24 protein-coding genes are annotated in these 26,785 nt (G+C 68.1%); 8 read left to right on the forward strand and 16 right to left on the reverse strand.

Annotated elements, in window-relative coordinates:
* The 4 genes from A3A5_RS44450 to A3A5_RS0105925 form a co-directional block, all read right to left on the reverse strand.
* A partial coding sequence (locus tag A3A5_RS44450) for a hypothetical protein (protein WP_232431278.1) occupies positions 1-267 on the reverse strand: 267 nt, incomplete at its 3' end.
* A gap of 98 nt (positions 268-365) precedes the next feature.
* Positions 366-1,487, reverse strand: coding sequence for a CaiB/BaiF CoA-transferase family protein (locus tag A3A5_RS0105915; protein ID WP_018309688.1), 1,122 nt, complete (start codon positions 1,485-1,487; stop codon positions 366-368).
* 20 nt (positions 1,488-1,507) lie between these two features.
* On the reverse strand, positions 1,508-2,482 hold the full coding sequence (locus A3A5_RS0105920; protein WP_018309689.1) for a tripartite tricarboxylate transporter substrate binding protein: 975 nt from the start codon (positions 2,480-2,482) through the stop codon (positions 1,508-1,510).
* 81 nt (positions 2,483-2,563) lie between these two features.
* Positions 2,564-4,360, reverse strand: coding sequence for an acyl-CoA dehydrogenase family protein (locus A3A5_RS0105925; protein WP_018309690.1), 1,797 nt, complete (start codon positions 4,358-4,360; stop codon positions 2,564-2,566).
* 121 nt (positions 4,361-4,481) lie between these two features.
* Between A3A5_RS0105925 and A3A5_RS0105930 the strand changes: the two genes are divergently transcribed.
* From A3A5_RS0105930 to A3A5_RS0105945, 4 genes are all read left to right on the forward strand, one after another.
* Positions 4,482-5,402, forward strand: coding sequence for a LysR substrate-binding domain-containing protein (locus tag A3A5_RS0105930; protein ID WP_018309691.1), 921 nt, complete (start codon positions 4,482-4,484; stop codon positions 5,400-5,402).
* 408 nt (positions 5,403-5,810) lie between these two features.
* Positions 5,811-6,125 carry a FeoA family protein gene (locus A3A5_RS0105935; RefSeq protein WP_026200498.1) on the forward strand — a complete coding sequence of 105 codons (315 nt, stop codon included), beginning with the start codon at positions 5,811-5,813 and terminating at the stop codon, positions 6,123-6,125.
* A 15-nt stretch (positions 6,126-6,140) separates the two neighbouring features.
* Positions 6,141-7,997 carry a ferrous iron transport protein B gene (gene feoB / locus A3A5_RS0105940; protein ID WP_018309693.1) on the forward strand — a complete coding sequence of 619 codons (1,857 nt, stop codon included), beginning with the start codon at positions 6,141-6,143 and terminating at the stop codon, positions 7,995-7,997.
* 14 nt (positions 7,998-8,011) lie between these two features.
* Entirely contained in the window at positions 8,012-8,329 is a 318-nt protein-coding gene (locus tag A3A5_RS0105945) for a DUF6587 family protein (protein ID WP_018309694.1), read from the forward strand.
* A gap of 388 nt (positions 8,330-8,717) precedes the next feature.
* On the opposite strand, the gene A3A5_RS0105950 is transcribed toward A3A5_RS0105945, so the two are convergent.
* Positions 8,718-10,064, reverse strand: a complete 1,347-nt coding sequence (locus tag A3A5_RS0105950; protein ID WP_018309695.1) for a hypothetical protein — start codon at positions 10,062-10,064, stop codon at positions 8,718-8,720.
* A gap of 658 nt (positions 10,065-10,722) precedes the next feature.
* On the opposite strand from A3A5_RS0105950, the gene leuA reads away from it, so the two are divergent.
* Together leuA and A3A5_RS0105960 are read left to right on the forward strand one after the other, a co-directional pair.
* Positions 10,723-12,420 carry a 2-isopropylmalate synthase gene (gene leuA / locus A3A5_RS0105955; protein ID WP_018309696.1) on the forward strand — a complete coding sequence of 566 codons (1,698 nt, stop codon included), beginning with the start codon at positions 10,723-10,725 and terminating at the stop codon, positions 12,418-12,420.
* 342 nt (positions 12,421-12,762) lie between these two features.
* Positions 12,763-13,407, forward strand: a complete 645-nt coding sequence (locus A3A5_RS0105960) for an OmpW family protein (protein WP_026200500.1) — start codon at positions 12,763-12,765, stop codon at positions 13,405-13,407.
* Between the two features lie 79 nt (positions 13,408-13,486).
* Here the strand turns inward: A3A5_RS0105960 and A3A5_RS0105965 are convergent, their stop codons facing one another.
* Entirely contained in the window at positions 13,487-14,974 is a 1,488-nt protein-coding gene (locus A3A5_RS0105965) for an AMP nucleosidase (protein ID WP_026200501.1), read from the reverse strand.
* Between the two features lie 186 nt (positions 14,975-15,160).
* Between A3A5_RS0105965 and A3A5_RS0105970 the strand changes: the two genes are divergently transcribed.
* Entirely contained in the window at positions 15,161-15,550 is a 390-nt protein-coding gene (locus A3A5_RS0105970) for a GNAT family N-acetyltransferase (RefSeq protein WP_018309700.1), read from the forward strand.
* A 25-nt stretch (positions 15,551-15,575) separates the two neighbouring features.
* On the opposite strand, the gene A3A5_RS0105975 is transcribed toward A3A5_RS0105970, so the two are convergent.
* The 5 genes from A3A5_RS0105975 to A3A5_RS0105995 all read right to left on the reverse strand — a co-directional run bounded on the left by A3A5_RS0105975 (position 15,576) and on the right by A3A5_RS0105995 (position 20,385).
* Positions 15,576-16,310: an NADPH-dependent F420 reductase gene (locus tag A3A5_RS0105975; RefSeq protein ID WP_018309701.1), complete on the reverse strand. Its 735-nt coding sequence runs from the start codon at positions 16,308-16,310 to the stop codon at positions 15,576-15,578.
* Between the two features lie 105 nt (positions 16,311-16,415).
* The gene (locus A3A5_RS0105980) at positions 16,416-17,462 is read right to left on the reverse strand and encodes an MBL fold metallo-hydrolase (RefSeq protein WP_018309702.1); all 1,047 of its coding nucleotides are present in this window, start codon (positions 17,460-17,462) and stop codon (positions 16,416-16,418) included.
* Positions 17,463-17,649: 187 nt separating this feature from the next.
* Entirely contained in the window at positions 17,650-18,615 is a 966-nt protein-coding gene (locus A3A5_RS0105985) for a tripartite tricarboxylate transporter substrate binding protein (protein WP_018309703.1), read from the reverse strand.
* A 42-nt stretch (positions 18,616-18,657) separates the two neighbouring features.
* On the reverse strand, positions 18,658-19,011 hold the full coding sequence (locus A3A5_RS0105990; protein WP_018309704.1) for a hypothetical protein: 354 nt from the start codon (positions 19,009-19,011) through the stop codon (positions 18,658-18,660).
* Positions 19,012-19,023: 12 nt separating this feature from the next.
* Entirely contained in the window at positions 19,024-20,385 is a 1,362-nt protein-coding gene (locus A3A5_RS0105995) for an acyclic terpene utilization AtuA family protein (RefSeq protein ID WP_026200502.1), read from the reverse strand.
* 114 nt (positions 20,386-20,499) lie between these two features.
* Between A3A5_RS0105995 and A3A5_RS0106000 the strand changes: the two genes are divergently transcribed.
* Entirely contained in the window at positions 20,500-21,405 is a 906-nt protein-coding gene (locus A3A5_RS0106000; RefSeq protein WP_018309706.1) for a LysR family transcriptional regulator, read from the forward strand.
* A gap of 56 nt (positions 21,406-21,461) precedes the next feature.
* Here A3A5_RS0106000 and A3A5_RS0106005 read toward each other — a convergent pair whose 3' ends face one another.
* The 5 genes from A3A5_RS0106005 to A3A5_RS0106025 all read right to left on the reverse strand — a co-directional run bounded on the left by A3A5_RS0106005 (position 21,462) and on the right by A3A5_RS0106025 (position 26,780).
* Positions 21,462-22,253 (reverse strand): SDR family oxidoreductase, encoded by a 792-nt coding sequence (locus A3A5_RS0106005; RefSeq protein ID WP_026200503.1) that lies wholly within the window; start codon positions 22,251-22,253, stop codon positions 21,462-21,464.
* Positions 22,254-22,289: 36 nt separating this feature from the next.
* A complete protein-coding gene (locus A3A5_RS0106010) occupies positions 22,290-23,426 on the reverse strand; it encodes an ABC transporter substrate-binding protein (protein ID WP_018309708.1) in 1,137 nt (378 codons plus the stop codon).
* Positions 23,427-23,700: 274 nt separating this feature from the next.
* A complete protein-coding gene (locus A3A5_RS0106015; RefSeq protein WP_018309709.1) occupies positions 23,701-24,213 on the reverse strand; it encodes a hypothetical protein in 513 nt (170 codons plus the stop codon).
* Between the two features lie 214 nt (positions 24,214-24,427).
* A complete protein-coding gene (locus A3A5_RS0106020; protein ID WP_018309710.1) occupies positions 24,428-25,837 on the reverse strand; it encodes an acetate kinase in 1,410 nt (469 codons plus the stop codon).
* 85 nt (positions 25,838-25,922) lie between these two features.
* On the reverse strand, positions 25,923-26,780 hold the full coding sequence (locus A3A5_RS0106025) for a hypothetical protein (RefSeq protein WP_018309711.1): 858 nt from the start codon (positions 26,778-26,780) through the stop codon (positions 25,923-25,925).
* Between the last annotated feature and the right edge of the window lie 5 nt (positions 26,781-26,785).

Raw genomic sequence — 26,785 nt, forward strand, 5'->3', positions numbered from 1 at the left:
AGGACGTGGTCGGTCGCTCTGCTTCGGGCCGGCGCGCAGCGCAGCCGTAGGCGTCCCACCGATGGCGGTCTTAGCAGGCTGCCAATCCCCTAAAGTCGGGTTCGTCCAATAGTCCGTGGATGCAGGCACCGGACAGGGGGCGTAGCCGGGTCGAACGAGCACCCACATCGAACGGAAATCACCACCGCCCGAACCACCAACGCCGAGGAATGGATTGCCAGCCGCATAGGCGACGCGTTTTTTGGTTACTTTTTGGCGCTCGGCCAAAAAGTGACTCGCCGGCTACGCTGGCGAAACAGCCCACGCCCGCCAAGAACGACAACCAACCGCAGTGCCGCAGCCAACCCAATCCTCCTCCCCATAACTCAGTCAAAAAACGCCTCGCCCACACTCAGCGGCGCATGCCGATACGTCGCCGGCGTCCGGCTCAACTTGACCGGCGCACCCAGCCCCTTGTAGCCACCCTCCATCTCCACCACCATCTCGCGGTGCTGCGTATGCGGATGCTGCAAGGCATCCGCCACGGACAGCACCGGCGCGCAGGGCACGCCTGCGGCCACCAGCTCGTCGGCCAGCACCTTGCCATCGAACTCGGACAGCCTGGCTTCCAGTTCCGCCTTCAGCGCCACGCGGTTCACCGAGCGCGCGCCCGCCGTGGCATAGCGCTCGTCATCGGCCAGCGCAGGCAGCCGCAGGTGATCGCACAGGATGCGGAACTGCCGGTCGTTGCCCACTGCCAGGAAGATCGGGTCCGTGGCAGTCGCCACCGTGTCGTACGGGTAGATGTTCGGATGCGCGTTGCCCGTGCGCTGCGGCGTCTTGCCGCTCATGAACCAGTTGGCCGCATGCGGATGCAGCAGCGACAGGCCGGAGTCATAGAGCGCCGCCTCGACAAACTGCCCGCGCCCGCTGCGCGCACGCTCCTGCAGGGCCAGCAGCACGCCGATCACGGCGTTCAGGCCGGTCACCATGTCCACCACCGGCAAACCCACGCGCAGCGCATCGCCATCGGCCTCGCCGTTGATGCTCATGATGCCGGACATGGCCTGGATGGCGGCGTCGTAGCCGGGCAGGCCGCCCAGCGGGCCATCGGCGCCGAAGCCGGACACGCGGCAATGGACCAGCCGCGGGAAGCGCGCGCACAGCGTGTCATAGCCCAGCCCCCACTTCTCCATGGTGCCGGTCTTGAAGTTCTCGACCAGCACGTCGGCCTCGGCCAGCAGCGCGAGCAGGACTTCGCGATCCGCCTCGGCGGTCAGGTCCAGCCGCATCACGCGCTTGTTGCGGTTCAGGCCGAAGTAGTAGGAGGCCACGCCGTTCTTGAACGGCGGCCCCCAGGTGCGGGTGTCGTCGCCCTGCGGCGGTTCGATCTTGAGCACGTCGGCGCCGTGGTCGCCCAGGATCTGGCCGCAGTACGGACCGCCCAGGATGCGCGACAGGTCGACCACGCGGATGCCGGCGAGCGCGCCGGGGCTGGTTTGGGTCATGGCTGGTTTTCCTGTGCGGTTCAGTCAAGCTGGGCGCCGGACTTCTGCACCACGGCGCGCCACTTGCCGACCTCGGCCTTGACGAAGCCGCCAAGCTGCTCGGGCGTGGTCGACGGCGCGAACTCCAGGCCCTGCGCCTGCAGGGTCTTGCGCACCTCGGGCTGCTTGAGCGCATCGGCAAAGGCGCGGTTGAGCTTGCCGATCACTTCGGGCGGCGTGCCGGCGGGTGCGACCACGCCGAAGAACACCGATACATCGAAACCTGGCACGCCCTGTTCGGCCACGGTCTGCACGTCCGGCAGTGCCTGCGAGCGCGCCTTGGTGGTGACGCCCAGCGCGCGCACCTTGCCGCTCTTGATGAAGGGCATCGCGGTCAGCACGTCGGTAAAGGTCATGCTGACCTGCCCGCCCAGCAGGTCGTTCAGCGCGGGGCCGGTGCCCTTGTACGGGATGTGCTGGAAATCGGTGCCGGTGACGTTGTTGAACAGCACCCCCGCCAGGTGCGACGACGCGCCGTTGCCGGACGAGGCATAGGTCAGCGTGCCCGGGTGCGCCTTGCCATAGGCGATCAGCTCTGTGACGTTCTTGGCCGGCACCGACGGGTTGACCACCAGCACATTGGGCAGCTGGCCGATCTGGATCACCGGCGCGAAGCTCTTGACCGGGTCGTAGTTGATCTTGCGGTACAGGCTGACGTTGATCGCCAGCGGCGCCGAAGTGCCGAACATCAGCGTGTAGCCGTCGGGCTCGGCGCGCGCCACCACCTCGGCGCCGATGTTGCCGCCGGCGCCGGCGCGGTTTTCCACCACCACCGGCTGGCCCAGGCTGGTCTTGAGCGCGGCGGCAAGCGTGCGCGCCATGGCATCAGTGGGGCCGCCCGGCGGGTAGGTGACGACCATCATGATCGGCTTGGACGGGAAGTCCTTCTGCGCGAAGGCGGGAGCGATAAAGAGCGAGCAGGCGGCGATGGCCGCTATGCGGTGCCAGAGTTTCATGGCGTTGTCTCCTGGGTATAGGACGTCTCCCGCCGGCGGCGGGATGGTGTTGCGGGGGATTGGTGCCGGACGTGGATCCGGTCAGAACACGTTGACCTGGTCGACCGCGCCGGCGGCGCGCACCGTGCCGTCAGCCGGCGCGACGGTCTCGGCCAGCCACTCGGGCTCGGGCTGCGCGGCCAGCGGGTCCTGCGGCAGCACGCGATGGCGCAGCACCAGCTGCGCCAGCCGCATGCGGCGCACCGAGCCGATGCGCCCGGCTTCCCAGGCCATCGCCACCGCGCTGGTGACGTGGTACAGCGCCGAGGCCGCCTGGCGCGCCAGCAGTTCGCCGTCCGCGCCGGCCTCAGCGGCTTGCGCGGCCAGCTTCGCAGCGGCAGCGATGGCACCTTCGAACACGGCACGCGCCGCCGCATGCATCGGCGTATCGGCCAGCAGGCCGGCCAGGTGCGCCTGCAGCACCGGCAGCGCGCCTTCGCGGCGGACCGCGCGCAGCACGTCGAGCGCAACGATATTGCTGGTACCCTCCCAGATCGAGCCGAGGTGGGCGTCGCGCACCAGGCGCGGGTCGCTCCATTCTTCGATATAGCCGCAGCCGCCGCGGATCTCCATGGCGTCGCCGGTGACCTTGCGCGCGTCGCGGCACGCGCGGAACTTGATCAGCGGCGTCAGGATGCGCATCAGCGGGTAGGCGTCGGCCTCGCCGGCGTCGGCGCGGCGCAGCGCCTCGGCGGTCTGGAACACCATGGTGCGCGCCTGCTCGGCGGGCAGGGTCAGCTTGAGCAGCTGGCGGCGCATCAGCGGCATGTCCTGCAGGCGCTTGCCGAACGCCTGGCGCTCGCGCGCGATGAACAGGCCCTCGGTCAGCGCGCGGCGCATCAGGCCGGCGGCGCGCACGCCGTTGGACAGGCGCGAGTTGTTGATCATGTCAGCCATCTGCACGAAGCCGCGGCCGGGTTCACCGACCAGCCAGGCATGCGCGCCTTCCAGCCGGATCTCGCCGCTGGCCATCGAGCGGGTGCCCAGCTTGTCCTTCAGGCGAATGATGCGGTAGTGGTTGGTGCTGCCATCGGCCAGCTTGCGCGGCAGCAGGAACAGCGACACGCCCTTGTGGCCCGGCACGGCGTTGCCGGCCTCATCCTCGACGCGGGCCAGCACCATCGCCAGCGCGGCATCGGGGTTGGAGCAGAACCACTTGTCGCCCAGCAGGCGCCAGCCGCCCTCGGCTGAAGCATCGCGCACCGCGCGCGTGGCAGTGGCGGCGACGTCGGAGCCTGCGCCCTGCTCGGTCATGAACATCGCGCCCTGGTAGAGGTCGTCGAAGACCTGCGTGGTCAGGTTGGGCAGAAAGCGCTCGACCAGCGCCGGGTCGCCGAACTTGCGTAGCGTGCGCGTCAGCGAATCGGTCATCGACAGCGGGCAGCACAGGCCGAACTCCGCCTGCACAAACAGATATGTGAGTGCGTACTTAGCCGCTGGCGGCAGGGGCTTGTCCCAGCCCAGCACGCCACTGCGGTGCGACGCCGCCGCCAGGCCGAATTCGGCAAAGGCCACGCGCTCCATCTCCACATAGGCCGGATGCTTGTCGATGCGCTGCGCATCCACGCCCGCGCGGGTACGGTAGGTGAGTTCGGGAGGATGGCGGTCGGCCACGCCGGCCAGTTCGTCGAGCACGCCGCCGGCCAGCGCCCCCATGCGCTCCAGGTGCGGCAGCAGGTGGTTGAACAGGTCGGACGGCAGGTAGAGCGGCAGCAGCGCGCGCAGGTCCGGGTCGGCGGCAAACAGGCTGCCGCCCTGGCGGTCGGGTACCGGATGGGCGGCGGCCGGTGCGGCGGGGTGGGCCTGAAGTGTGGTGTCGCGCACGGCGCTGGACGGCATGGCTGGTCTCCTGGGATGGGACGGGTTCCGGCTGGCGAACCCTTTGACCTCCATTATTCAAACCCCAAAGATTTGCGTCTAATTCTAAAATTGGCTTGATCCATATAATTTCTGTATCGCCATGGAATTCCGCCACCTGCGTTACTTCCTCGTGCTGGCCGAGGAACTGCACTTCGGCCGGGCCGCGCGCCGGCTTGCCATTTCCCAGCCGCCGCTGTCGCTCAATATCCAGCAGCTGGAGGCCTCGGTCGGGGCGCGGCTGTTCGACCGCGACAGCCGCGGCGTGCGGCTGACCGCGGCCGGGCGGGCCTTCCGCGAATCGGCCACGGCGCTGCTGGCGCAGGCCGAGGCAGCGCGGGTGCTGGCACGCGAGATCGAGGCGGGCGCGGTCGGGCGGCTGCGCGTGGGCTTTGTCGGATCGATGCTGTATCGCGGGTTGCCGCAGACGCTGCGCGCGTTCCAGACGGCCTATCCCGGCATCCAGGTGGCGCTGACCGAGCTCAACTCACAGGAACAGATCGACGCGCTGCTGCACGACGAGCTCGACGCCGCCTTTGTCCACACCGGCCGGGTGCCGGACACGCTGCAGGCAACGCTGGTGCACAGCGAGCCCTTTGTCTGCTGCCTGCCGGCGGACCATGCGCTGGCCGCGCTCCCGGAATTTCCGCTGGCCGCATTGCGCGGCGAGACGTTCGTGCTGTTCTCGCGCAAGGCCTCGCCGGACTACTACAGCCGGATCTTTGATATGTGCGCCGCGCAGGGCTTCTACCCGCAGATCCGTCATGAGGTGCGGCACTGGCTGTCGGTGGTGTCGCTGGTGTCCCAGGGGATGGGCGTGGCGGTGGTGCCGGCGGCGCTGGCGCACTCCGGCATGGCCGGGGCCGCGTTCCGGCCGCTGGCGGACGCGGCGGTGCGCTCGGAGGTCTACTGCGCGTGGAAGACGGCGCCGGACCATCCGGCGCGCGATCATTTCGTCGGCATGGTGCGCGAGATGGCAGCCGCCGCCCAGGGCAACCCCAAAGAAAAAGCCACCGGTCCATAGGCCGATGGCTTGTGAAGTACGCGTGGAACGGGGTGTTCAGCGTGCTTGGAGCTTAACCCTGCCCGCTTACGGCATCCAATAACGCAAATGTGGTAATTGATCGACGCAGCATGAGACTGGTTGCACTCGGCTTCACATAGCCGAACCACCCTGCATCAGGCTGAAGAGGCGAAGTGGGGGCTGGCGAACGGACATCGCCCTCTTCTCCCTTTCACCTGCACCGTGAGCGGTTATCATTCGCCACGTGCGGCGCAATGCCGCGGCAGAGGCCTGCGTGCCCGCACTTTCAAGGGCAACGCAATGCCTCAATTGCGATACAATGAAAACGATTTTCATTTACACAAACCGGCGTGGTCGCGCTGGCCGCTTGGCGGCAGACCGCGCCACCCGCCACCGACTGGAAGCATGATGCGGTTGTCTGAACTTCCACGGCGCACGCCCGCCGTTGTGCAATCGGTGGACGACGCCACCCCCGGAGACCCGGTCGCGCGCCGCCTGCGCGAACTGGGCTTCGTCCCCGGTGAAGCCGTGCAGATCATCGCCTACGGTCCCTTCGGCATGGACCCGCTGGTGGCACAGGTAGGCTTCACCCGCTTTGCGCTGCGCCGCTCGGAAGCGGCGCGCATCGGCGTAGAGGTCGCCAGCGCCTCGGTCACCAGCATCGCCCCCGCCACGCGGGGCGGCGACCAGACCGCCAAACCGTCCGCAAAACGGACTGCCTGAGCCTTCCCCCGGATTATGTCTGTAGCCCCTTCCACTTCTGCCCTGCGCGTTGCGCTGGTCGGCAATCCCAATTGCGGCAAGACCGCACTGTTCAACCGCCTGACCGGCAGCCGCCAGAAGGTGGCCAACTATGCGGGCGTGACCGTAGAGCGCAAGGAAGGCCACTTTGTGTCGCCGGCCGGGCGCCAGGTGCGCATCCTGGACCTGCCGGGCGCCTACAGCCTGCACGCGGCCAGCCTCGATGAAGCCATCACGCGCGATGTCTGCCTGGGCATGCGCGCCGGCGAGCAGCGCCCGGACCTGCTGGTGTCGGTCGTCGATGCGACCAACCTGCGCCTGCACCTGCGCTTCGTGCTGGAACTGCGCCGCCTGGGCCTGCCGATGGTGGTGGTGCTCAATATGAGCGACGCCGCCGCGCGGCGCGGCATCCAGATCGACCGCGACAAGCTGTCGGCCGCGCTCGGCGTGCCGGTGGTCAGCACCGTGGCGGTGAAGCACGACGGCGCCACGGCGCTGGTCAGCCTGCTCGACGACACCCTGCCGCCGGCGCCGCCGGCCACGCCGGAACCCGCCAACGACATGGACGTGCATGCCGAGGTCAACCGCCTGCTGGCGGCCGCGGTCAGCATGCCGGCGCGCACCGCCGCGCTGGATGACCGCCTCGACCGCATCGTGCTGCATCCGGTGATCGGCCTGCTGCTGCTGGCGGTGCTGCTGTTCCTGATGTTCCAGGCAGTGTTCTCGTGGGCCGAGCCGTTGATGGACGGCCTCGAGGGCGGCGTGCACTGGGCCGGCGAGATGCTGGGCGCGTACCTGCCCGACGGCATGCTCAAGAGCCTGCTGGTCGACGGCCTGGTCGCGGGCCTGGGCAGCGTGGTGGTGTTCCTGCCGCAGATCCTGATCCTGTTTCTGTTCATCCTGACGCTGGAGGAATCCGGCTACCTGCCGCGCGCGGCCTTCCTGCTGGACCGCCTGATGATGGGCGCGGGGCTGTCGGGGCGCTCGTTCATCCCGCTGCTGTCCAGCTTTGCCTGCGCCATCCCCGGCATCATGGCCACGCGCACCATCCAGGATCCGCGCGACCGGCTTACCACCATCCTGGTGGCGCCGCTGATGACCTGCTCGGCAAGGCTGCCGGTGTATGCGCTGCTAATCGGCGCCTTCATCCCCGAGCGCACCGTGCTGGGCCTGTTCAACCTGCAGGGGCTGGTGCTGTTCGCACTCTACGTGGCGGGCATCGTCAGCGCGCTGGTGGTGGCCTACGCGCTCAAGTTCTTCCGCCGCGACCGCACCGACCATCCGCTGCTGATGGAACTGCCGTCGTACCGCATTCCCAATCCGCGCGACGTGGCCATCGGCCTGTGGGAGCGTGCCCGCATCTTCCTGTCGCGGGTGGGCAAGGTGATCCTGGCGCTGACGGTGCTGCTGTGGTTCCTGTCGACCTTCCCGTCCGCGCCCGTGGGCGCGACCGCGCCGGCCATCGACTACAGCTTTGCCGGCATGATCGGCCATGCGCTGCAGAAGGTGTTCGCACCGGTGGGCTTCAACTGGCAGATCTGCATCGCGCTGGTGCCGGGCCTGGCCGCGCGCGAGGTGGCGGTGGGTGCGCTGGCAACGGTCTACGCGCTGTCAGGCAGTGAAGAGGCCGTGGCCACGCAGCTGGCGCCGATGATCGCGTCGCAATGGTCCTTGGCCACGGCGCTGTCGCTGCTGGCCTGGTACGTGTTCGCACCGCAGTGCATCTCCACGCTGGCGGTGATCCGGCGCGAGACCGACTCATGGAAGGTGATGGCGCTGTCGGCGGCCTACCTGACCGGGCTGGCCTACCTGGCGGCCTTCGTGACCTACCGCGTCGCGCTGATGTTCAGCTGAGGCACCACGCCGCCATGACCCTCTACCACGCCATCGAAACGCTGCTGGTCCCGCTGATCGTGCTGGCGTGCGCGGTATCGGTGATCGCGCGCTACGCGCCGCGCACGCGCGAGCGCGTCAAGGCAACGCTGGCCGCGCGCCTGGGCGGCAGCGCCGCCACCGGCTGGCGCGCCCGGCTGGTGCGCTGGCTGGCCCCGCAGGCCGCCGCGGGCTGCGCCAGCGGCTGCGACGACGGTGGCTGCAATACCTGCGGATCCAACACCGCCAACTCCAACTCCGGCGCGCAGGACAAGCCTGCCGAACAGGTGGTTCGCTTCGTGCACAAGCGCTGAGCGGCGCGCTTTCCGCCTCAACAGATCCACGCAGAAACGGGTACGCCCGCTGCTTCCGCATGGCGCGGAAGCAGCGCTTTGCGCTCGCCTGCTGACCGTCTGGCGGGGATAAACCCCCCCTGGAAAGCCTTGCGCCGAGGCACGCAGAAACGGGTACGCTTTGCGCGCTGGCTGGCTTGGCACCCATCTCGGGGACGTCCCGCAAAGGCAGGCCCAGCCTGGTCCGGAGGCCGTTGTCGGCAGGCCCCGGCAGGGCCTGGAACGCTTGGCGCCGGTCACGCAGAAACGGGTACGCTTTGGCGGCTTCCCTCCCGACGGCCGTTGGTGTGCGCCAAAGCGAAACGCCCTCCGGATGGAGGGCGTTGCGCCAGGCGCGGGAACCTGCTGCTTACTTGACCGTACCGTAGAAGACCAGCTTCAGCGGCGTATTGTCGGCGGCCGCAGTGCAGGTCGCGGTAATGGTGAAGTCGCCAGCCGCGGTGCCGGTGGCGCGCACCTGGTTCGGCAGCATGACCATGCTTGGGCTCAGTGTCACCGGACCGGTCTTGTCCCACGCCCAGTTGTTGCATGCGGTGTACTGCGCGTCATCGCCCAGGTGCTTCATGCGTGCGGTCACCTCGACCGTCGTCGGCGGCATCAGCAGCAGCGTCATCGGATCCTGGTTGTCGCCAACCAGCGCCCAGACCGGGTTCTCGGTCACCGTCAGCGTGGCGCTGCGGCGCTCGCCAAGCTTGGTGCTGACAGCAGTCACCGTCAGGCTGCTCTGGACCGGGCCCTTGTCGTTGGCCAGGCTGGTGCTGACCGTGGCGTCATGCGTACCCGCCGCTTCCGATGCGGACAGCGTGGCCGAGGTCGCCGTGTAGGTCCAGGCGCCGTCGAACTCCGCGGTCACGTCCTGGCCATCGTGGCGCAACACACGCGAGGTGAAAGTTTCCGCACGGTTGCTGAAGACCTGCAGCGCGTTCACCTCGCGGCCGCCCTTGGTCGTCACCACGCGATAGGCGGCGGCGCCGTTCTTCTGCACCGTCACCACGATCACCCCGGCAATGGCATGCCCGTCCGGCGCGGTCACCGACACCGAGACAGTGGCCATGGCCACGGCGGTGGATGAGCTGTTGCTCGCCTTCAGCGTGGCGCTGTTCTGGCTGGCCGTGACCTGGACTGCGGTGCCGCTGCTGGACCATGCCCAGCTGCTAACGCTGGCGGACACGTCGGCGCCGTTGCTGTCGACCAGCGATACCTTGACCGGCAGCTCCTGCCCGTCGCTCATCGACAGGCTGCTGTTCGGGATCGACAGGCTGTAGCCCAGCGCCGAGGCTGGCACCACGGTGATGGTGGCGGATTGCGCGGGCAGCTGTACCGTCGTGTTGTCGGCGCCCTTGACGCTCGCCACCACCTGGACGGTGGTCGTCCCGGTGGCAATGCCCTTGACCACGGCGCTGCCCGGCGTGGTGGCACTCGGCTCCACGGTGGCAATGCCGCTGTCGATACTGGTCCAGTTGAAGGTGGTGTTGCCGGACACGTCGATGCCGTTGCTGTCCACCGCCAGCGCGCTGATGGTGAGCGTGCGGCCGACGCCGACCTCGCCGGAGGTCACGCTCATCTTCACCGTATAGGTCAGCGGCGTGGAGCCGCCTGCGTTTGGCGTGGTGGGCGTGCCCGAACCGCCGCCGCCACCGCCGCACGCAGCCAGCAGCAATGTCATGGCAGAGCCCGCCAGCCAGGATGCCCACATTCTCAGTCTCATGATGTTCCCCCCAGGCATGTGTTTTTTTCCCGCGCTACCAGCCTAGGCACAAAGGTGCCAGCGCAATACCGGCCAGAGGACTGAGGTGCGGCGCACAGAACATGCGCGTGGTTCATCCTTTCAGCGCAGCGGCACCGCCATTCAGGCGAGGCAAATATGACCGGCTGAGTCCCGCCCGCAAGCCGGTCCCAGCCGTTTGGCGCAACCCGCGCATGGCAGTCCCCCGATCGGGCCACGCCCGCACCCGGCGCTCCCCCACGCTTGACCGCGGCCGGCCTTGTCGACTAACCTTTGCAGACCATCCGGCGCTTGCCGGATGCGCACCAACACGAGCGGCCCCCGGCCCTCCTCCTCCAGGCACGATGAACCGTTACACCAGCACACTCAGCCAGGCTGCCGATGCGTCCCGCATCGCTGCCCGCGCTCGCGTGCTGGCTGCCCTGGCATCGGGCCGCGCCCTGCGCGCTTCCTCGCTACTGCTAAGCCTATCGATCGGTTGCCGGGCCTAGTGCCCCGTGGCAGTTCGGCAGCCTTTCGCCACCCCTTTTTCCGTTTTTCTTTTTTCACTTTCCCAGGCCCGCTGAATCACTGGGCCGGTTCCTGCCATCTCAGTGATGCAGCGGGCTAGCGAGGAAGGAGACCCCGTATGCTCAGCAATCCCGCCACCAAGTACCAGCCCGCCGCCACCGTCGACATCCCTGACCGCACCTGGCCCGGCCGCACCATCACGCGCGCACCGCGCTGGATGAGCACTGACCTGCGCGACGGCAACCAGGCTCTGATCGAGCCGATGAACCCGGCACGCAAGCTGCGCTTCTTCGAGCAACTGGTGAAGATCGGCCTGAAGGAAATCGAAGTGGCGTTCCCCGCGGCCTCGCAGACCGATTTCGACTTCGTGCGCATGCTGATCGAAGAGCAGCGCATCCCCGACGACGTCAATATCATGGTGCTGACGCAATCGCGCGAAGACCTGATCCGCCGCACCGTCGAATCCGTGCGCGGCGCGGCGCGGGCCACGGTGCACCTGTACAACCCGATCGCGCCGGCCTGGCGGCGCATTGTCTTCAATGCCTCGCGTGAAGAGATCAAGGAGGTCGCGGTCTCGGGCACGCGCCTGATCAAGGCGCTGACCGATGCCATGCCTGGCACGGCCTGGACCTATGAGTATTCGCCCGAGACTTTCAGCCTGGCCGAGCTCGACTTCTCGCTGGAAGTCAGCGACGCCGTCTCTGCCGCCTGGCAGGCCGGCCCGGACCGGCCGATGATCCTGAACCTGCCGACCACGGTTGAATGCAGCACGCCCAACGTGTTCGCCGACCAGATCGAATGGATGCACCGCCGCCTGGCACGGCGCGAACACATCGCGCTGTCAGTGCACCCGCACAACGACCGCGGCACCGCGGTGGCGGCCGCGGAACTGGCGCTGATGGCAGGCGCGGACCGCGTCGAAGGCTGCCTGTTCGGCAATGGCGAGCGCACCGGCAATGTCGACCTGGTGACGCTGGCGCTCAACCTCTATACGCAGGGCGTGGCGCCCGAACTGGACTTCTCGGATATCGACGCGGTGCGCCAGTGCGTGGAGCACTGCAACCAGCTGCCGGTGCATCCGCGCCATCCGTATGTGGGCGACCTGGTGTTCACCGCGTTCTCGGGCTCGCACCAGGATGCGATCCGCAAAGGCTTTGCGCAGCAGCAGCCGGACGGCATCTGGGAAGTGCCCTACCTGCCGATCGACCCGGCCGACCTCGGCCGCAGCTATGACGCGGTGATCCGCGTCAACAGCCAGTCCGGCAAGGGCGGCATGGCCTACCTGCTGGAGCAGGTGCATGGCATCTACATGCCGCGCCGCCTGCAGATCGAATTCAGCCGCGCGGTGCAGGCCATGACCGACGACACCGGGCTCGAGGCGAGTGCCGAGGATCTTTATGGCTTGTTCCAGCGCGAGTACCTCGCGCAGCAGACACCGCTGCGCTATGTATCGCACCAGCTGGTATCTGACAGCGGCGGCGCCACGGAGATCGAAGTGCAGATGGTGCGCGACGGCAAGCCGTGCCGCGTGCGCGGCACCGGCAACGGGCCCATCGACGCCTTCGTCAATGCGCTGGACTTGCCGGTACGCGTGATGGATTACCACGAGCATGCGATGACTTCCGGCGCGGATGCGCGCGCGGCCTGCTACGTGGAAGTGCGTGTGGGCGATTCGCCGACAGGGTTCGGCGCCGGCATCGGCGCCAACCTGGTCACGGCCTCGCTGCGCGCGGTGATCTCGGGCGTGAACCGGCACCTGCAGGCCGGCTTTGGCGTGGCGCAGGAGCCGCAGTCCGCAGAAGCCACGGAGGCCTGACACCGCAAGCCGCCGCAAGAAAACCGGTGTGCCCCGCCCCCACGGGGCACACCCGGAAAGACGCCCTTGCGGACGCCCACGACATGCTCGGTGCCGATCCGCACATGCTGCTGGCGTGCTCGGATCTTTCGCACAGCGTAAGGGGCAGCACCGCACCGCGCCACGAATAATTCCGCATGTGTTTAGAAGCGTCGGCGCAGCTGGCACCGCGGCGCCTTCTTCGCTGTAGCGCCTGCGCGACGCAGCCAGCCCCGTTCCCTGCTACTTGTTTTGGGTCAATGCCCGGCCCGGCCTGCTCGGCCAAACTGGATCCGGATTTGATACCAGACCAAGCAGAACCTCATGAAAACACTCTCTCTTCGCACCCGGGTCACCTGTTCCGCCATCGCCGCCTGCGCCATGCTGGGCGCCTTCACCACCCCTGCCGCCGCCGCGGACGATGCCCAGGGCAACTGGATGGTGCGCCTGCGCGGCACCTATCTCGACATGGCCAAGAGCTCAGACCCCGTGGGCGGCGTCGGCCCGTCGGACCGCATTACGGTCAACAACAAGTGGATTCCCGAGTTCGACGTCACCTACTTCTTCACGCCGAACATCGCCGCCGAACTGGTGCTGACTGTGCCGCAGAAGCAGGACGTCTACCTGGACGGCAACAAGGTCGGCAATTTCAAGCATCTGCCGCCGACGCTGCTGGTGCAGTACCACTTCATTCCCAACGGCACCTTCCGCCCGTATATCGGCGCGGGCCTGAACTTCACCCGCATCTGGGGTGAGAACATTGCCAACAACGCGCTGCAGCTCGATAGCTGGAGCGTGGGCCCGGCGCTGCAGATCGGCATGGACTACAAGCTGACCAAGAACTGGTTCCTGAACGCCGACATCAAGAAGATCTGGCTGTCGAGCGATGTGAAGGCCGGCGACGTCAAGGTGTCCAAGGTGAACCTGGATCCGTGGCTGTTCAGCATGGGTGTGGGGTATCGCTTCTGATCCTGCAGTGCCATGCAAAAGGCCGGCGCCAATCAGGCGCCGGCCTTTTGCTTTTCCGGATGGGCGAGGGTGCGGAGAGCTACCGGAACGCCGGCTCATCAAAGCTGCGCAGCTTGCGCGAATGCAGCTGCTCGACGCCGTTCTCGCGCAGGATGCGGATCGCCTCCAGCCCGATGGTCATATGCTGGCTGACGCGCTGGCGGTAGAACGCATTGGCCATGCCCCGCAGCTTGAGCTCTCCGTGCAGCGGCTTGTCCGAGACGCACAGCAGCGTGCCGTAGGGCACGCGCAGCCGGAAGCCATTGGCGGCCACCGCGGCGCTTTCCATATCGATGGCAATCGCGCGCGACTGGTTGAAGCGCGCATACAGCGACTTGGACTTCAGCTCCCAGTTGCGGTCATCGGTCGAGACCACCGTGCCGGTGCGCATGCGTGTCTTCATCTCGTTGCCGGACAGCCCGGTCACGCGCGCCACGGCCTCCTGCAGGGCCACCTGGATCTCGGCGATAGGCGGCACCGGCACCCACGGCGGCAGGTCGTGGTCGAGCACGTGGTCGTCGCGCACATAGGCGTGCGCCAGCACGTAGTCGCCCAGCTGCTGCGAGCGGCGCAGGCCGCCGCAGTGGCCCACCATCAGCCAGCAATGGGGGCGCAGCACGGCCAGGTGGTCGGTCATGGTCTTGGCGTTGGACGGCCCCACGCCGATATTGACCAGCGTCACCCCCAGCTTGTCTTCGCGCACCAGGTGATAGGCCGGCATCTGCGGCAGCGCGCGCGGGCGCGAAGCGTCGTCGGGTTCCGCGCCGCCCAGTTCCTGCATCACGTCGCCGGGCTCGACAAAGCGGGTATAGCCGCCGCCGTCGCTGCTGGCCATCAGGCCCCGGCCCAGCTCGACAAACTCGTCGACATAGCGCTGGTAGTTGGTGAACAGCACGAAGCGCTGGAAATGCTGCGGTGCCGTGCCGGTGTAGTGGTAAAGCCGCTGCAGGGCCAGGTCCACGCGTTCGGCCGGGAACAGCGACAGCGGCCAGGCCTCGCCCGGGATCGGCTCATAGGTGCCGTTGGCGATGCCGTCGTCAATGCGGCTCAGCTCGGGCAGCACGAACGACGCCTCCAGCTCGCGCGCCTGGGTGTAGCTGATGTCGGTGGTCGAAGCCTCGATCACGAACGGCAGCGGGATCGGGCGCCGGCTCAGTCCCACCACCACCGGCACGCGGTGATAGCGCATCAGCCGCTCGATCTGGTCGCGGTAGTAGTCCGCCAGCAGGTCGGGGCGGGTCACGGTGGTGCCATACACGCCCGGGTAGGCCACCGTGCCCCATGACGGCCGGCTGTCGGTGACCATGGTCTCGATGTTGACCGAGATGCCCAGGTACGGATAGCACGCATGCGCGGCCGAGGGCAGCGGCTTGCCGCTGGCGAAGGCGTCGAAGCGCGCGCGCACGGCGCCGACCGAAGCTTCGTAGATGTCGCGGATGCGCGCGATCGCCGCATCCGCGTCGGCGAACTCGGCAAGCTGGTCGGCTGGATGTGCGGAGGAAAAGACGGGGGCGTTCATGGAGGCCATGATACCGCGCCGGCGCGCCGGCGTGAGCAGCACCCGACCCCGCCGCAAGCCAAATTGACGCGCCCGCGCCCGCTCGCTACACTCCGCCAATTGCGCGGCACGGGTTCCCGTGTCGTTCTCGACTCGCGGCGCCCTGGTGGCAAGGGGCGGCGAGGGGCCGTACACGCTTTACTGGGAGAGCCGCCGATGGAAATCCGTAACCTGTTGCCCGACGACATCGAGGCAGCCAGACAACTACTGATCGCCAACGGCTGGGCCCACCGGGTGGGCGGCCCGGAGAAATTCGCACGGCTGGTGGCCAACTCCCAACGGGTGGTCGTGGCGGTGGAGCACGGCGAGATCGTCGGCTTTGCCCGTGCGCTGTGCGACGACGTCTGCGACGGCTTCCTGTCGATGGTTGCCGTCGCGCCCAGCCACCGCCGGCGCGGCATCGGCCGCGCCCTGGTGCGGCACATCGTGGGCAACGATCCCGACATCGCCTGGATGCTGCGCGCGGCGCGTTCCTCCGAAGCCGCATTCTTCGGCCAGCTCGGCTTTACGCCGTCGATGGTGGCAATGGAGCGACGCCGGCCCTGATCCGCCAGCGCCCCCGGGCGCAGCATCAGCGTGCGCCCATCTTGCGCCGGAACGCCTCGGCCGTACCCACCTGCCGGAACAGCGGCCCGCCTGGTGCGAAGCGATCCGCGCCCGCCAGCGGCCCGACCACCACCGGTTCGAATCCCGTATCGCGCACCAGCTGCGCGGCCACGTCGAGCGCGGCCTTGTCGTCGCCGGCGATAGGCCCCCCCACCAGCCCGCCGCGCCGGTGGTGCTCGCTGGCAAACTGTGCCACCCCCATGAAGTTGAAGGCCCGCACCACGCGCGCGCCGCGCAGGTAGCGCGCGGTGGTGATGCCGATGCCGTCACGCCTGGCCTCTTCGGTGATCGGGCCATCGCGGTGCTCATAGGCGTTGGTGGCATCGAGCACGATCTTGCCCCGCCAGGCATCGGCATGGTCGCGGCTGAGCTGCGGCAGCGCGCCATAGGGCGTGGCCAGGAACAGCACGTCAGAGAACGCAATCGCCTCGGCCACGGTGCCGGCGCGCGCCAGCGTACCCAATTCTTCCACCAGCGGCTTGAGTGCCTCCGGGTGCCGCGACGAGAACAGGACCGGGTGTCCGGCCTTGACCCACAGCCCGCCCACGGTGCTGCCGATGCGGCCCGAGCCGATCACGCCGATGCGCTGCGCGGCGGCCTCGCGGCTGGCCGACGGGCCAGGCTGGGCGCGCACGGCCAGCACCAGGGCCGCCGCGCCGGCGCCAAGCCAGCGGCGGCGGGCAATCGAAGCGGGACGCATTGGCGTTCATCGCAAATCCTCCGCAGCGGACACGACCATCCATCCCGTACGTCATACGGGACGCTGGGATGACTCTAGGCGAAAAGCAACGGCCCTGCCGGTCGGCTACCGGTCGTTACGGACCGGCCCGAATTCGGCCGGCACCCACGCATACCCCGCCGCATCGCGGCGCACATGGCCAAGGCCTGGGAAGGGCATATGCGCGCCCCCTACCCACAGCCGGCCCTTGGCGGCATCGGCCAGGATGCGCTGGCGCGTGATCACGGCCTGGTGGCTGTCCACGTCAAACTCGATCGCGACCTGCGGGCGGCGAAACTGCACCGCGTGACTGTGCACGATATCGCCCCACAGCAGCAGGCTTTCCTTGCCCGAGGTGAACAGGTAGCCACTGTGGCCCGGAGTATGGCCATTGGCCGGCACCGCGCGCACACCGGGAACGGGCTCGACACCGGCGCCGCCGTTGAAGGGGCGCAAGCGCTGCGCCGCCTGGTACGGCGCGACCGCGGCGCGCGCCATGGCGAACAGGCCCTGCGCCGCCTTCGGCGCGGCGGCGGCATTGGCTTCGCTGAGCCAGTAGTCGGCATCGGCCTTGTCGACATAGACGGTTGCGTTCGGGAACGCCGCCTTGCCGTTGGCGGCCAGGCCGCAGGCGTGGTCGCCGTGCAGGTGGGTCAGCAGCACGGTGTCGATCTGTTCCGGCGCGTAGCCCGCCGCGCGCAGGTTTTCGCCGATGCGCCCCAGCGTCGGCCCGAAGCAGCCCGCCGCACCCGTATCGACCAGCACCAGGTGGCTGCCGGTATGGATCAGGTAGGCGTTGACCGCGGTCTGCATGCCCGGCGTCGATTCGACGAACATCCGCGCCAGCAGGCTCTGCACCTCGCGCGCGCTGGTGTACTTGAGGATCTTCGGGTCCAGGTCGATGTAGCCGTCATAGAGCGCCGTGACTTCCAGCTGGCCGACCATCATGCGGTAGTAGCCCGGCACCTGGGTCTTCTGCTGCGCCGGCGGCGTGGTCTGCGCGCCGGCCATGCCCGCGGGCAGTGCCGCGGCCCCCATGGCGACGCCAATGGCGGCACCCAGTATGGCCCGGCGCAGCGCCGGGCGCTGGCCCGGGCGGAAGGTTGCATGGCGCACCATGGACTGCTGCTTCATATCCTGATCCTGTTCTGGTTGGTGTTGTCGAGGAGAAGACTTGAGCCGCAAGGCGCGCGGCCAGGGCCTAATCTTAGCCGGCCCTTGTCCATCAAGGCCGGAAGCACCAAAGCGTACCTACTTCTGCGTAAAAAACGGGGCCGTCTGGCCCCGTTTTCCATGCATGGGAGCTTGCGCTGCCTTGCGTTCACTCGGGCTGGATATTCGCCGCCTTAATGATGCGTCCCCACTTGCCGGACTCTTGCAATTGGAACTTCGCCAGCTCCGCGGGCGTGCTGGTGAACACCTCCGTGCCGGTCGACTTGTAGAAGCCGGCCGCGGTATCGCCGCGTGCGGCCTTGACCATCATCGCATTCAGCTTCGCCACCACCGGCTGCGGCGTGCCGGCGGGCGCATAGGCCGCGAACCAGTAGCTCATCTCGTAGCCCTTGACGCCGGCTTCGTCGATGGTGGGCACGTCCGGCGCCAGCGGCGAACGCGTCTTGCCCGACACACCCAGCGCGCGCAGCTTGCCGCTCTTGACCTGCGGCAGGCCGGTGGCCGTGTCGGTGATCATCATCTGGATCTGGTTGCCGAGCAGGTCGGTGATGGCCAGCGGGTTGCTCTTGTACGGCACGTGCAGCAACTCCACATGCGCCATCTGCTGGAACAGCTCGCCGGCAATGCGCGACGACGAGCTGCCGCTGCCGAAGCTGAGCTTGCCCGGCTGCTGTTTTGCCAGCGCGATGAACTCGCCCACGGTCTTGGCCGGCACCTGCGGGTTGACCACCATGATCTGGCCGCCGCGGCCCAGCGCGGTGATCGGCGCGTAGTCCTTGACCGGGTCGTAGGGCAGCTTCTTGAACAGGTGCTCGTTGGCCGCATGCGTGGTGTTGGTGCTGATCAGCACGGTGTAGCCGTCCGGCGCGGCCTTGGCCACGTCCGACGCGGCGATGAAGCCATTGGCACCCGGCTTGTTGTCGACCACCACGGTGGCCTTGCTGTCCACGGTGATGGCCTGGCCGATGGCGCGCGCCAGCTGGTCGGTGGCGCTGCCGGCGGCGAACGGCACCACGAAGCGGATCGGCTTGTCCGGGAACTCGGCCCAGGCCTGCCCCGCAGGCAGGCTCAGCGCAAGCGCGGCAACGGCCAGTGGCTTGAGAAATGGGTACATCGTTGTCTCCTCTGGAAATCGTTGTCGGTGTGAAGCGATGGATCAGTGGCTATCCGCGGTGCCGGACGCGAGCCGCGGCGGCACAGGGATCTCAAGCTGCAGCAGGCGGAACGACAGCGCCTTGCCGTGCGTGTCGAGGTTGAGCGCGTCGTTGACGCCGCCATCGAGCACGCCGTCGAGGACGAAGTTCATCGCCTGCAGCGACGGCACCAGGTAGCGCGTGACGGCCGTGGGCCGGCGCTCGCGGAACAGCGCGCGCACGGCGTCCTCGGTCACGTGCGCGACCAGATGGTCGTAGTCGCGCGGGTCGTAGGCGATCACGCTGATGTTGGAACGGTTGCCCTTGTCGCCGGTGCGGCCGTGGGCGAACTGGTAGAGCGCAGCAGTGTCAGTCATGGTCGGACCTCCTCAGGCGATGAAGGTATGCGTGGCCGTCACGGCCTCGCGCGGCACCAGGCACGACACCGCATTCAGGCGCGCGCGCTGCGTAGTGCGCACGCCGCCGCCGCCGGCCGGGCCGCAGGTATAGAGTGCATTGACCTCACGCTGCAGGGCCTGCGCCACCGCCAGGTCGTCATGCGCCAGCGCGGCGCGCAGGCGCACGTCCTGCGCCGCTTGCTCATGCGGCTGGCGCTGGGCGAACATGGCACCGCCATCGTCGGCCAGCACGCTGAGCACGCCGATCAGGTCGAAGCGGATGGGCACGTCATGGCCCAGCAGCTGCATGCGCCGGCGCAGGATGTCGGCGGCCAGCCGCGCGCGGGCGGCGGCATTGGGGCCGGCGTACGAGATCTCGCCCTCGGCCAGCCAGCCGCCGTGGCTGAACACATTGGCCTTGAGCTGCGCCGGCCGGGGATGGCCGCGCACATTGCGCACCGCCACCCGGTCCGGGCCGGGCTGCGCCACGGTGACGGCGCCGATGTCGGCCACCACGTCCGGCGTCAGGTAGGCGGCCGGGTCGTGGACCTCATACAGCAGCTGTTCCTTGACTGTGCGCAGGTCCACGCAGCCGCCGGTATTGGCGGCCTTGAAGATCTCGATGCCGCCGTCGGCATCGAGCTGCGCGATCGGGAAGCCCAGCGCATGCACGTCGGGCACATCCTTCATGCCGGGATCGGCAAAGTAGCCGCCGGTGACCTGCGCCCCGCATTCCAGCAGGTGGCCGGCCATGGTGGCGGCGGCCAGCCGGTCCCAGTCGTCCCACGACCAGCCAAAGTGCGCCATTGCCGGCCCCACGGCCAGCGCCGGATCGGCCACCCGCCCGCACACCACCACCTGGGCACCGGCAGTGATCGCCTCGGCTATGCCTTGCGCGCCGATATAGGCGTTGGCGCAGACGAAGCGACGGGCGTCAAAGGCATCGCCAAGCATGCCGTGCAAGCGCGCGCGCCCCGCTTCGTCGGACAGGTCATCGCCCTCCACGACTGCCACGCGCGGCGCGGGCAGGCCCCGTTCCTGCGCCAGCTGCAGCACGCGCCGCGCCGCGGCGCGCGGATTGGCGGCGCCGAAATTACCGACGATGGGAATGCGGTGTTGCAGGCACAGGCCCAGCACCGGCACCAGCAGCGCATCGAGCAGCGGCTCGTAACCCTGCGCGGGATCGTTGCGCCGCGCCAGCTGCGCCAGCGCCAGCGTGCGCTCGGCCAGGGTCTCGAAGATCAGCGCAGATGGCTGGCCGGAGGCAATCAGCGTGCGTACCACCGGCAGCGCGGCATCGGTACGGTCGCCGGAGAAGCCGGCGCCGGAGCCGATCAGCAAGGGAGCAGTCATGGTCGGGGCAGGTTATTTGGTGGGGTCGACCCCATTCTAGGACGGGTACGTCCAGCCAAAAAACGGATTATTTGGATTAATCTATCGACTTGCTGGATAAATCCGCCAGGCCCCATGAACCTCTCGGTCAAGCACCTGCGCGCCTTCGTGGCGCTGGCCACCTACCGCAATTTCACCCGCGCGGCGCGCGCCTGCCACCTGTCGCAATCGGCCTTCAGCGCGCTGGTGCAGACGCTGGAGGAACAAGCCGGCAGCCGGCTGTTCGAGCGCACCACGCGGCACGTGGAGCTGAGCAGCGACGGCGTGCGCTTCGAGCAGACTGCGCGCCGGCTGCTCGCCGACTTCGAAACCGCGTTCGAGGACCTGCGCGCGCACGCCGAGCGGCGCAAGGGGCGCGTGTCGATCGCGGCGCTGCCGTCGCTGGCCGCCGGCGACTTGCCGCCGCTGCTGGCGCAGTTCCGCGCGCTTTATCCGGGCATTGTGCTGGAGCTGTTCGACCAGTTGGCCGACGGCTGCATCGAACTGGTCCGCCAGGGCCGCGCCGACCTTGCGCTGGCCCCGGCACCGGCCCAGGACGACGACCTGCGCGTGGAGCCGCTGGTGCGCGACACCTTCCACCTGGTGTGCCAGGCGGACCATCCGCTGGCGCGCAAGCGCCGCATCACGCCGCAGATGCTGGCGGGCCTGCCGTTTATCCAGCTGTCGCGCACGACCAGCGTGCGCCAGCACCTGGACGCCGCGCTGCATCCGTTGCGCCTGACCAGCGTGATGGAGGTGGAGCACCTGGCGACGGTGGCGGCCCTGGTGCAGGCGGGGCTGGGCGTGAGCGCGGTGCCGTCGCTGGCGCTCTTTCAGTTCCGGCGCGAGGGACTGGCGATCCGGCCGCTGCACCTGCCGTCGCTGGTGCGCGATATCTGCCTGGTACGGCTCAAGGACCGCGGCGACTCGGCCGCGGCAGCCGCGCTGATCGACTGCCTGCAGGCGTTCTACCGCGGCGGCAAGCCGCCCGCGCGGCGCTGAGAACCCGGCAAGAGCGGCACGCAGAATTGGGTACGCTTTGCTGCCGGCGGGGCCTCTCAGAAGTGCCCGAGATAGCCGCCATCGACGGCCAGCACCTGCCCGGTGACATAGGATGCGGCCGGCGACGCCAGGAACACCACCGCACCCGCCACTTCCTGCGGCTGGCCCCAGCGGCCCAGCGAGGTGCGCTGGCGCAGCCACTCGGCCACGCTCTCGTCCTCGACCATGGCCTGGTTGGGCTCGGTGGCGAAGTAGCCCGGGGCGATCGCGTTGACGGTGACGCCGTGCCGCCCCAGGTCGGCCGCCATGGCGCGCGTGAGCGCATCCAGGCCGCCCTTGGTGGCGGGGTAGAGCACGTCGCCGGCGCGCGCGACCTGGCCCGCGATCGAGCTCACATTGACGATGCGTCCGTAGTCGCCTCGGCGCATGCGCTGCGCGGCGAGCCGGCACAGCGCGTAGGGCGCCACCAGGTTGGTCTCGAGCATGGCGCGCAGGTCGCCGGCATCGAGCTGTGCCATGGTGCTGCGGTGGCGCGCGCCGGCGTTGTTGACGAGGATATCGAGCCGGCCATGGGCGGCGTCGATGCGATCGAACGCGGCCGCCACGGCGGCTTCATCGGTGATATCGAGCACCAGCGCCTCGGCGCTGCCGCCGCGCGCGGCTAGCGCGGCGACGGCCTCTTGCACGCGCTGCGCATTGCGCGCCACCACCAGCACATGGGCACCGGCATCGGCCAGCCCGGCGGCAATCGCCAGGCCCAGGCCCTGCGCGCCGCCGGTCACCAGCGCCACGCGGCCGTGCAGCGAGAACGGGGTACGGGAATCGGGGAAAGGGGTAGGAGTAGCCATGCGGGGGACTATACCGCAGCCCCCTGCCCGCGGGTTTCAGCGGATCAGCTTGCCGGTGGACGAGACGATCGACATTTCCACGAACGACGAGCCGGTATGGCGCTCGGCGCTGTAGCTGATCAGGATGCCGCCAAGGTCATAGTCGCGCATGCCTTCCAGCGCCGTGACCAGGCGCTCGCGCGTCAGGTCGGGGCCGGCGCGGCGCAGCCCTTCGACCAGCACCTTGGCCGACATGAAGCCCTCCATGCCGGCGTTGGACGGCTCCACGCCCTGCTGCTTGGCCAGGCTGCGGTATTCGCTGGCCAGCGTCATCTGGCTGGAGTTGGTGCCCGGCACCACCTGCGTGATGATCAGCCCGCGCGCGTCGTCGCCCAGTTCACGGATAAAGGAATCGGCCGCATTGTTGGACAGCGTGACGAACTGTGCCTCGCTGCCGGCGCGGCGCAGCTCGCGGATGATGCGCGCCGCCTCGGAGCCCGAGCCGATCACCAATACCGCCTGCGGGTTGGCCTTGTTCATGGCGGCCACGCTCTGGGTGATGTCGCCCATGGGCCGGGCAAAGCTTGCCGTCGCCGCCGGCTGCACGCCGCGCGCCTGCAACGCGGTGCTGTAGCCTTCGAGCACGTCCCGGCCAAAGCCGTCGTTGGCGTAGAAGATGCCGATGCGGCTCATGCCCGATGTGGCCAGGTGGTTGATCGCGCGCGCCACCTCGTCCTGGTACTTGGCGCGCACGTTGAACACGTAGCGGTTCACCGGCCGGTGCAGCGTGATGGCGCCGGTCAGCGGCGCCACCAGCGGCACCTTCTGCGCGGCGATGATGGGCAGGATGCTTTCGTTCTGCGGCGTGCCGCGCACCATGAAGAGCGCGAACACCTTGTCCTCGTCGATCAGCTTGCGCACATTGTCCGGCGTGCGCTTGGCATCGAAGCCGTCATCGAGGGTCACCAGTTCGATGCGCCGCCCGGCCACGCCGCCGCTGGCGTTGATGGTGCGCAGGTACACCTGCGCGCCGGCAATCTGCTCCTTGACCGAACCGGCCACCGGACCGGTTACGCCGGCCGACTGGCCGATGCGGATGGTGTTGCGGGTCACGCCCGGTTCCGCCAGGGCCGTCTGCGCGGCCCATCCCAGCGTGGCGGCCAGCATGCCGCACGCGATCCATTTTGCTTTCATTGTCTCGACCCCCTTGCGCCTGTCCGGCTGATTTCATCGTTTTATTGCGGCACGGCATGCACGACCGTGCGCCGTCATGCAAGTTACCGCATGCGTCTCATGGGGGCAAACTGGGAAAAATCGGAGTGTTGCAGCGGCATCACACCGGAACCGCGCAGGCAGTTCCGGTGTGAGCCGGGGCGCGCTAAAGGATGCGCGTCAGGGCGCGCCGCAAGGGCGCGCGGAAAGAGATGCGAGAGCGCCGAACGACAACCGGCGGCGATCAGCCGACGGCTCAGGGGAAAGCCGGCACAGCCGGGTCCAACCCGGCAAAGCTGGCTTCCGGATGCGCGTTCGCGAGCAGGGTTTCGATTTCCTCGACACGGCCGCGCGGAACGTCGACCATCAGCAGGATCTTGCCGGCCTCGATGTCCTTCTCGAATGCACGCAGCCGGCTGTTGGGTGCCGAGCTGCCGATCATGCTTGAAGCCCATGCGCCAAACACCGCGCCCAGCACCGCCAGCACGCCGACGAGGCCCCACTGCGGGGTGTCGCTGACGATCGGGAACATCGCTACCACCACGCCGGCCACGACGCCCACGCCGCCGCCCACCATCAGGCCCATCTCGGCGGCATGCACGATGTCGGAGGTCTGGAACAGGTTGGCTTCATGCAGGCCCGTCATGTCGGAGCCGTCGCGCGCCACGAAGTGGATGTGGCGGTTCTCGAGGCGGGCCAGCAGCAGGTCGTCCATGGTGCGGCGGGCACTCGCCAGGTCTGGCAACAACCAGAAGATGCGTTTGCGCATGTCTCTCTCCTTTTTCAGGCCGCGCCACAGTGAGTTTGAACCTGGTGAGAAAGTACCGCTGGCGGCGCGGGGTTATTTCTTTGTACGCCGTTCAAGGGGCCAGCGCAAGGCGCGTTTCCGCGCCTGCGCACCCTGTCCGCGGATGTGATGCGCACGCGTGCCCCGCACATGCGGGGCACGCGTCACGTCGGACGGAAATGCGTGGAAAAGCGCATCAGAAAGTGATCGGCAGGCGCACATTCACCTGAAGGTCGGGGGTGTCGCGGGTCAGCCCCGCACCCACTGAAAGGTTCAGCGTGTAGCGGTTGTTGAAGCGGTACGAATAGCCCACCAGCAAGGTGCCCTGGGTCACGCGCACCGAGCCCGGCACGGTCTGGCCGTTCTGCTTGGTCGGCCAGATGATGCTCTGGTCATAGCCAATACTGAATGAAGCGCGCTCGTTCAGCGCCAGGCCCATGCCGAAACTGAACTCGAAGATGTCACCCGGCGCGATCTTGCCCAGCGGTTCCTTCTCGCCGTTCAGCACGGTGCGGCTCACGTTGTCGCGCGCGAAGTTGTGCAGATAGCTGAAGGTGCCGAAGAACACGGCCGGGTCAGTCGGCAGCAGCCAGGTGATGCCGGGCTGGATCGCCTGGAAGCCGGTGCCGGTTGGCAGCCCCAGCGGCAGGCCGGTGCCGGTGGCATTACCCACGCAGCGCGTCACGCAGTCGGTGACAACTTCAAACGGATCCTTGCCGGTATTCGACTTGTAGCGCAGCCAGCCGATGAAGTAGGGGAGCTTCTCGCTGCCATAGTTGAGCTGGTAGCGCACCGTCGCCTCGACATCGCCAATGCCGCTGCCGCTGGCATTGAACACGCGGTCGACTGCGGTACCGGTGAACACTTCGCGGCTGACGGTGGAACCGGAGCTATGCACATAGGGTACCTTGGCTTCGATCTCCAGCCGCTTGGTGATGCCGTAGCGGAACGCAACCGATGGGATGTAAGTCGAGGTCTTGACCTCACGCACGTCAATCAGGCCGATAAGGAGGGCCGGGATGATCGAATAGCCGACCAGCGCCACGCGGTTGTTCGACGAATAGCCGTACTGGAAGCCGGGTTCGATCACGAGCTTGCCCTGCGCCGTCAGTACGCCCGGCTGTTCCGTGATCGGCGCGATTTCGGGCGGGCGCGTATCGCGCTCGGGCGGCCTGCCCACCGGCTCGTCCGCGACCACCTGCTGGTACGTCGATTCGCCCTGCTGCGGCTGGTCTCCCTGGGTCGCCTGCGGCGACGTGACCGCATTGGGCACGCCCTGCGTTGCGCTGGAGCCGGCCGCGGCGGCCGCGGCGTTGGTGGCGTTATCCATCGGCGTGACGCCGGGCCCGGCGCCGCCGCGCTTGCGGGACAGCACCTCCGGCCCAATCACGCTGCGCAGCTCACGGATCAACGCTTCCTGCTCGGCGAGCGCGCGCTTCATGGCGTCGAGCTGGCTGGCCTGCTCGGCCAACTGGTTCTGCAAGGATTCCAGCCCGGCGGAAGGTGGCCCCGCCTCGAGTGTGGTCTGGGCGTGCGCCAGGCCTCCAAGCAACAGCAACGTCGAGCACCCGGCGCTGCGGATGCCCTGCATCGACCGCTTCTTCATGACGTCTTCCTCCCCCGGGACGGCAGACTGGATCTTGCAGGCGCGCGCTACCTCCTGCGCGTCAAAGCAACGGTTACGGCTACTCCTACCTCATGCTGGCGGCTCGCAGCAGCACGTTGTTCAGCGTTGCGTTGGCGACCTGTGACCGGAATGCCTGGAGCGTATTCACACTCGTGTCGATTGTCATCAGGCTCCGGATACTCTGGTTGTTCAAGGTGTTCTGGATTACGGTCATCGGCGACGTTCCATTGGCCACCGCCGCGGAATTGCCCGCGCCGTTCTGGATTACCGCCAGCAGCCCGTTGGTAACGACCTGGCCGGTTGGCGTCGTCACCGCGGTTGACGGCAGGCCGGCCGCACCGGCGCTGCTTGCCGATGCTCCGTTCGATGCCACCGCCGTTCCCGCTGCACCTGCGCTGCTGCTTCCATTGCTGCCTAGCTGAACGCCCGCCGTGGCCGGGTTGCCCGCCATCGCGCTGTTCACGTCAGCATACGTATTGCTCACAATGGCCGGCCCGAGTGCAGAAGCCAGCTTCGTGGCCTGGTCGCTGGTGATGCGCGCAATGTCCGGTATGTTAATGCTCGTGGCCACCACCAGGGCTCCATTGACATACACCGCGCGTTCGATTCCGAACGAGACCTGCAGTCCGCCGGCGTCAAAGCCGCCGCGCATTTCATCCAGCTTGTCTTCGGAGACCGGTTTCCAGCCAGCCATGCTGCCATGGGTAGCGGCAGCCAGTGCTTGGTCTTGCTTGTTCTCTTGCGTGTCCAATACAGTCTGTGCAGGAACCGCGGCCGCGTCAAGGGCGTCCGGCAGCGGCTGCTCGCTCGCCTGCGCGGCGCTGGCACATGCCATGCCGGCGCCGAACAGGACCGCTGCAGTCGCCGTACCGGCTCCCCTGCTGCGGCAGGCGGTGGTATTCGGGGCGGATGTCTCGAACATGATGT

This window comes from Cupriavidus sp. UYPR2.512 (assembly GCF_000379565.1).
Taxonomy (GTDB): Bacteria; Pseudomonadota; Gammaproteobacteria; order Burkholderiales; family Burkholderiaceae; genus Cupriavidus.

Coding starts and splice junctions, on each gene's coding strand:
- A3A5_RS0105915 (WP_018309688.1), bottom strand. CDS start 1,487: ATGACCCAAACCAGCCCCGGCGCGCTCGCCGGCATCCGCGTGGTCGAC.
- A3A5_RS0105920 (WP_018309689.1), bottom strand. CDS start 2,482: ATGAAACTCTGGCACCGCATAGCGGCCATCGCCGCCTGCTCGCTCTTT.
- A3A5_RS0105925 (WP_018309690.1), bottom strand. CDS start 4,360: ATGCCGTCCAGCGCCGTGCGCGACACCACACTTCAGGCCCACCCCGCC.
- A3A5_RS0105930 (WP_018309691.1), top strand. CDS start 4,482: ATGGAATTCCGCCACCTGCGTTACTTCCTCGTGCTGGCCGAGGAACTG.
- A3A5_RS0105935 (WP_026200498.1), top strand. CDS start 5,811: ATGCGGTTGTCTGAACTTCCACGGCGCACGCCCGCCGTTGTGCAATCG.
- feoB (WP_018309693.1), top strand. CDS start 6,141: ATGTCTGTAGCCCCTTCCACTTCTGCCCTGCGCGTTGCGCTGGTCGGC.
- A3A5_RS0105945 (WP_018309694.1), top strand. CDS start 8,012: ATGACCCTCTACCACGCCATCGAAACGCTGCTGGTCCCGCTGATCGTG.
- A3A5_RS0105950 (WP_018309695.1), bottom strand. CDS start 10,064: ATGTGGGCATCCTGGCTGGCGGGCTCTGCCATGACATTGCTGCTGGCT.
- leuA (WP_018309696.1), top strand. CDS start 10,723: ATGCTCAGCAATCCCGCCACCAAGTACCAGCCCGCCGCCACCGTCGAC.
- A3A5_RS0105960 (WP_026200500.1), top strand. CDS start 12,763: ATGAAAACACTCTCTCTTCGCACCCGGGTCACCTGTTCCGCCATCGCC.
- A3A5_RS0105965 (WP_026200501.1), bottom strand. CDS start 14,974: ATGGCCTCCATGAACGCCCCCGTCTTTTCCTCCGCACATCCAGCCGAC.
- A3A5_RS0105970 (WP_018309700.1), top strand. CDS start 15,161: ATGGAAATCCGTAACCTGTTGCCCGACGACATCGAGGCAGCCAGACAA.
- A3A5_RS0105975 (WP_018309701.1), bottom strand. CDS start 16,310: ATGCGTCCCGCTTCGATTGCCCGCCGCCGCTGGCTTGGCGCCGGCGCG.
- A3A5_RS0105980 (WP_018309702.1), bottom strand. CDS start 17,462: ATGAAGCAGCAGTCCATGGTGCGCCATGCAACCTTCCGCCCGGGCCAG.
- A3A5_RS0105985 (WP_018309703.1), bottom strand. CDS start 18,615: ATGTACCCATTTCTCAAGCCACTGGCCGTTGCCGCGCTTGCGCTGAGC.
- A3A5_RS0105990 (WP_018309704.1), bottom strand. CDS start 19,011: ATGACTGACACTGCTGCGCTCTACCAGTTCGCCCACGGCCGCACCGGC.
- A3A5_RS0105995 (WP_026200502.1), bottom strand. CDS start 20,385: ATGACTGCTCCCTTGCTGATCGGCTCCGGCGCCGGCTTCTCCGGCGAC.
- A3A5_RS0106000 (WP_018309706.1), top strand. CDS start 20,500: ATGAACCTCTCGGTCAAGCACCTGCGCGCCTTCGTGGCGCTGGCCACC.
- A3A5_RS0106005 (WP_026200503.1), bottom strand. CDS start 22,253: ATGGCTACTCCTACCCCTTTCCCCGATTCCCGTACCCCGTTCTCGCTG.
- A3A5_RS0106010 (WP_018309708.1), bottom strand. CDS start 23,426: ATGAAAGCAAAATGGATCGCGTGCGGCATGCTGGCCGCCACGCTGGGA.
- A3A5_RS0106015 (WP_018309709.1), bottom strand. CDS start 24,213: ATGCGCAAACGCATCTTCTGGTTGTTGCCAGACCTGGCGAGTGCCCGC.
- A3A5_RS0106020 (WP_018309710.1), bottom strand. CDS start 25,837: ATGAAGAAGCGGTCGATGCAGGGCATCCGCAGCGCCGGGTGCTCGACG.
- A3A5_RS0106025 (WP_018309711.1), bottom strand. CDS start 26,780: ATGTTCGAGACATCCGCCCCGAATACCACCGCCTGCCGCAGCAGGGGA.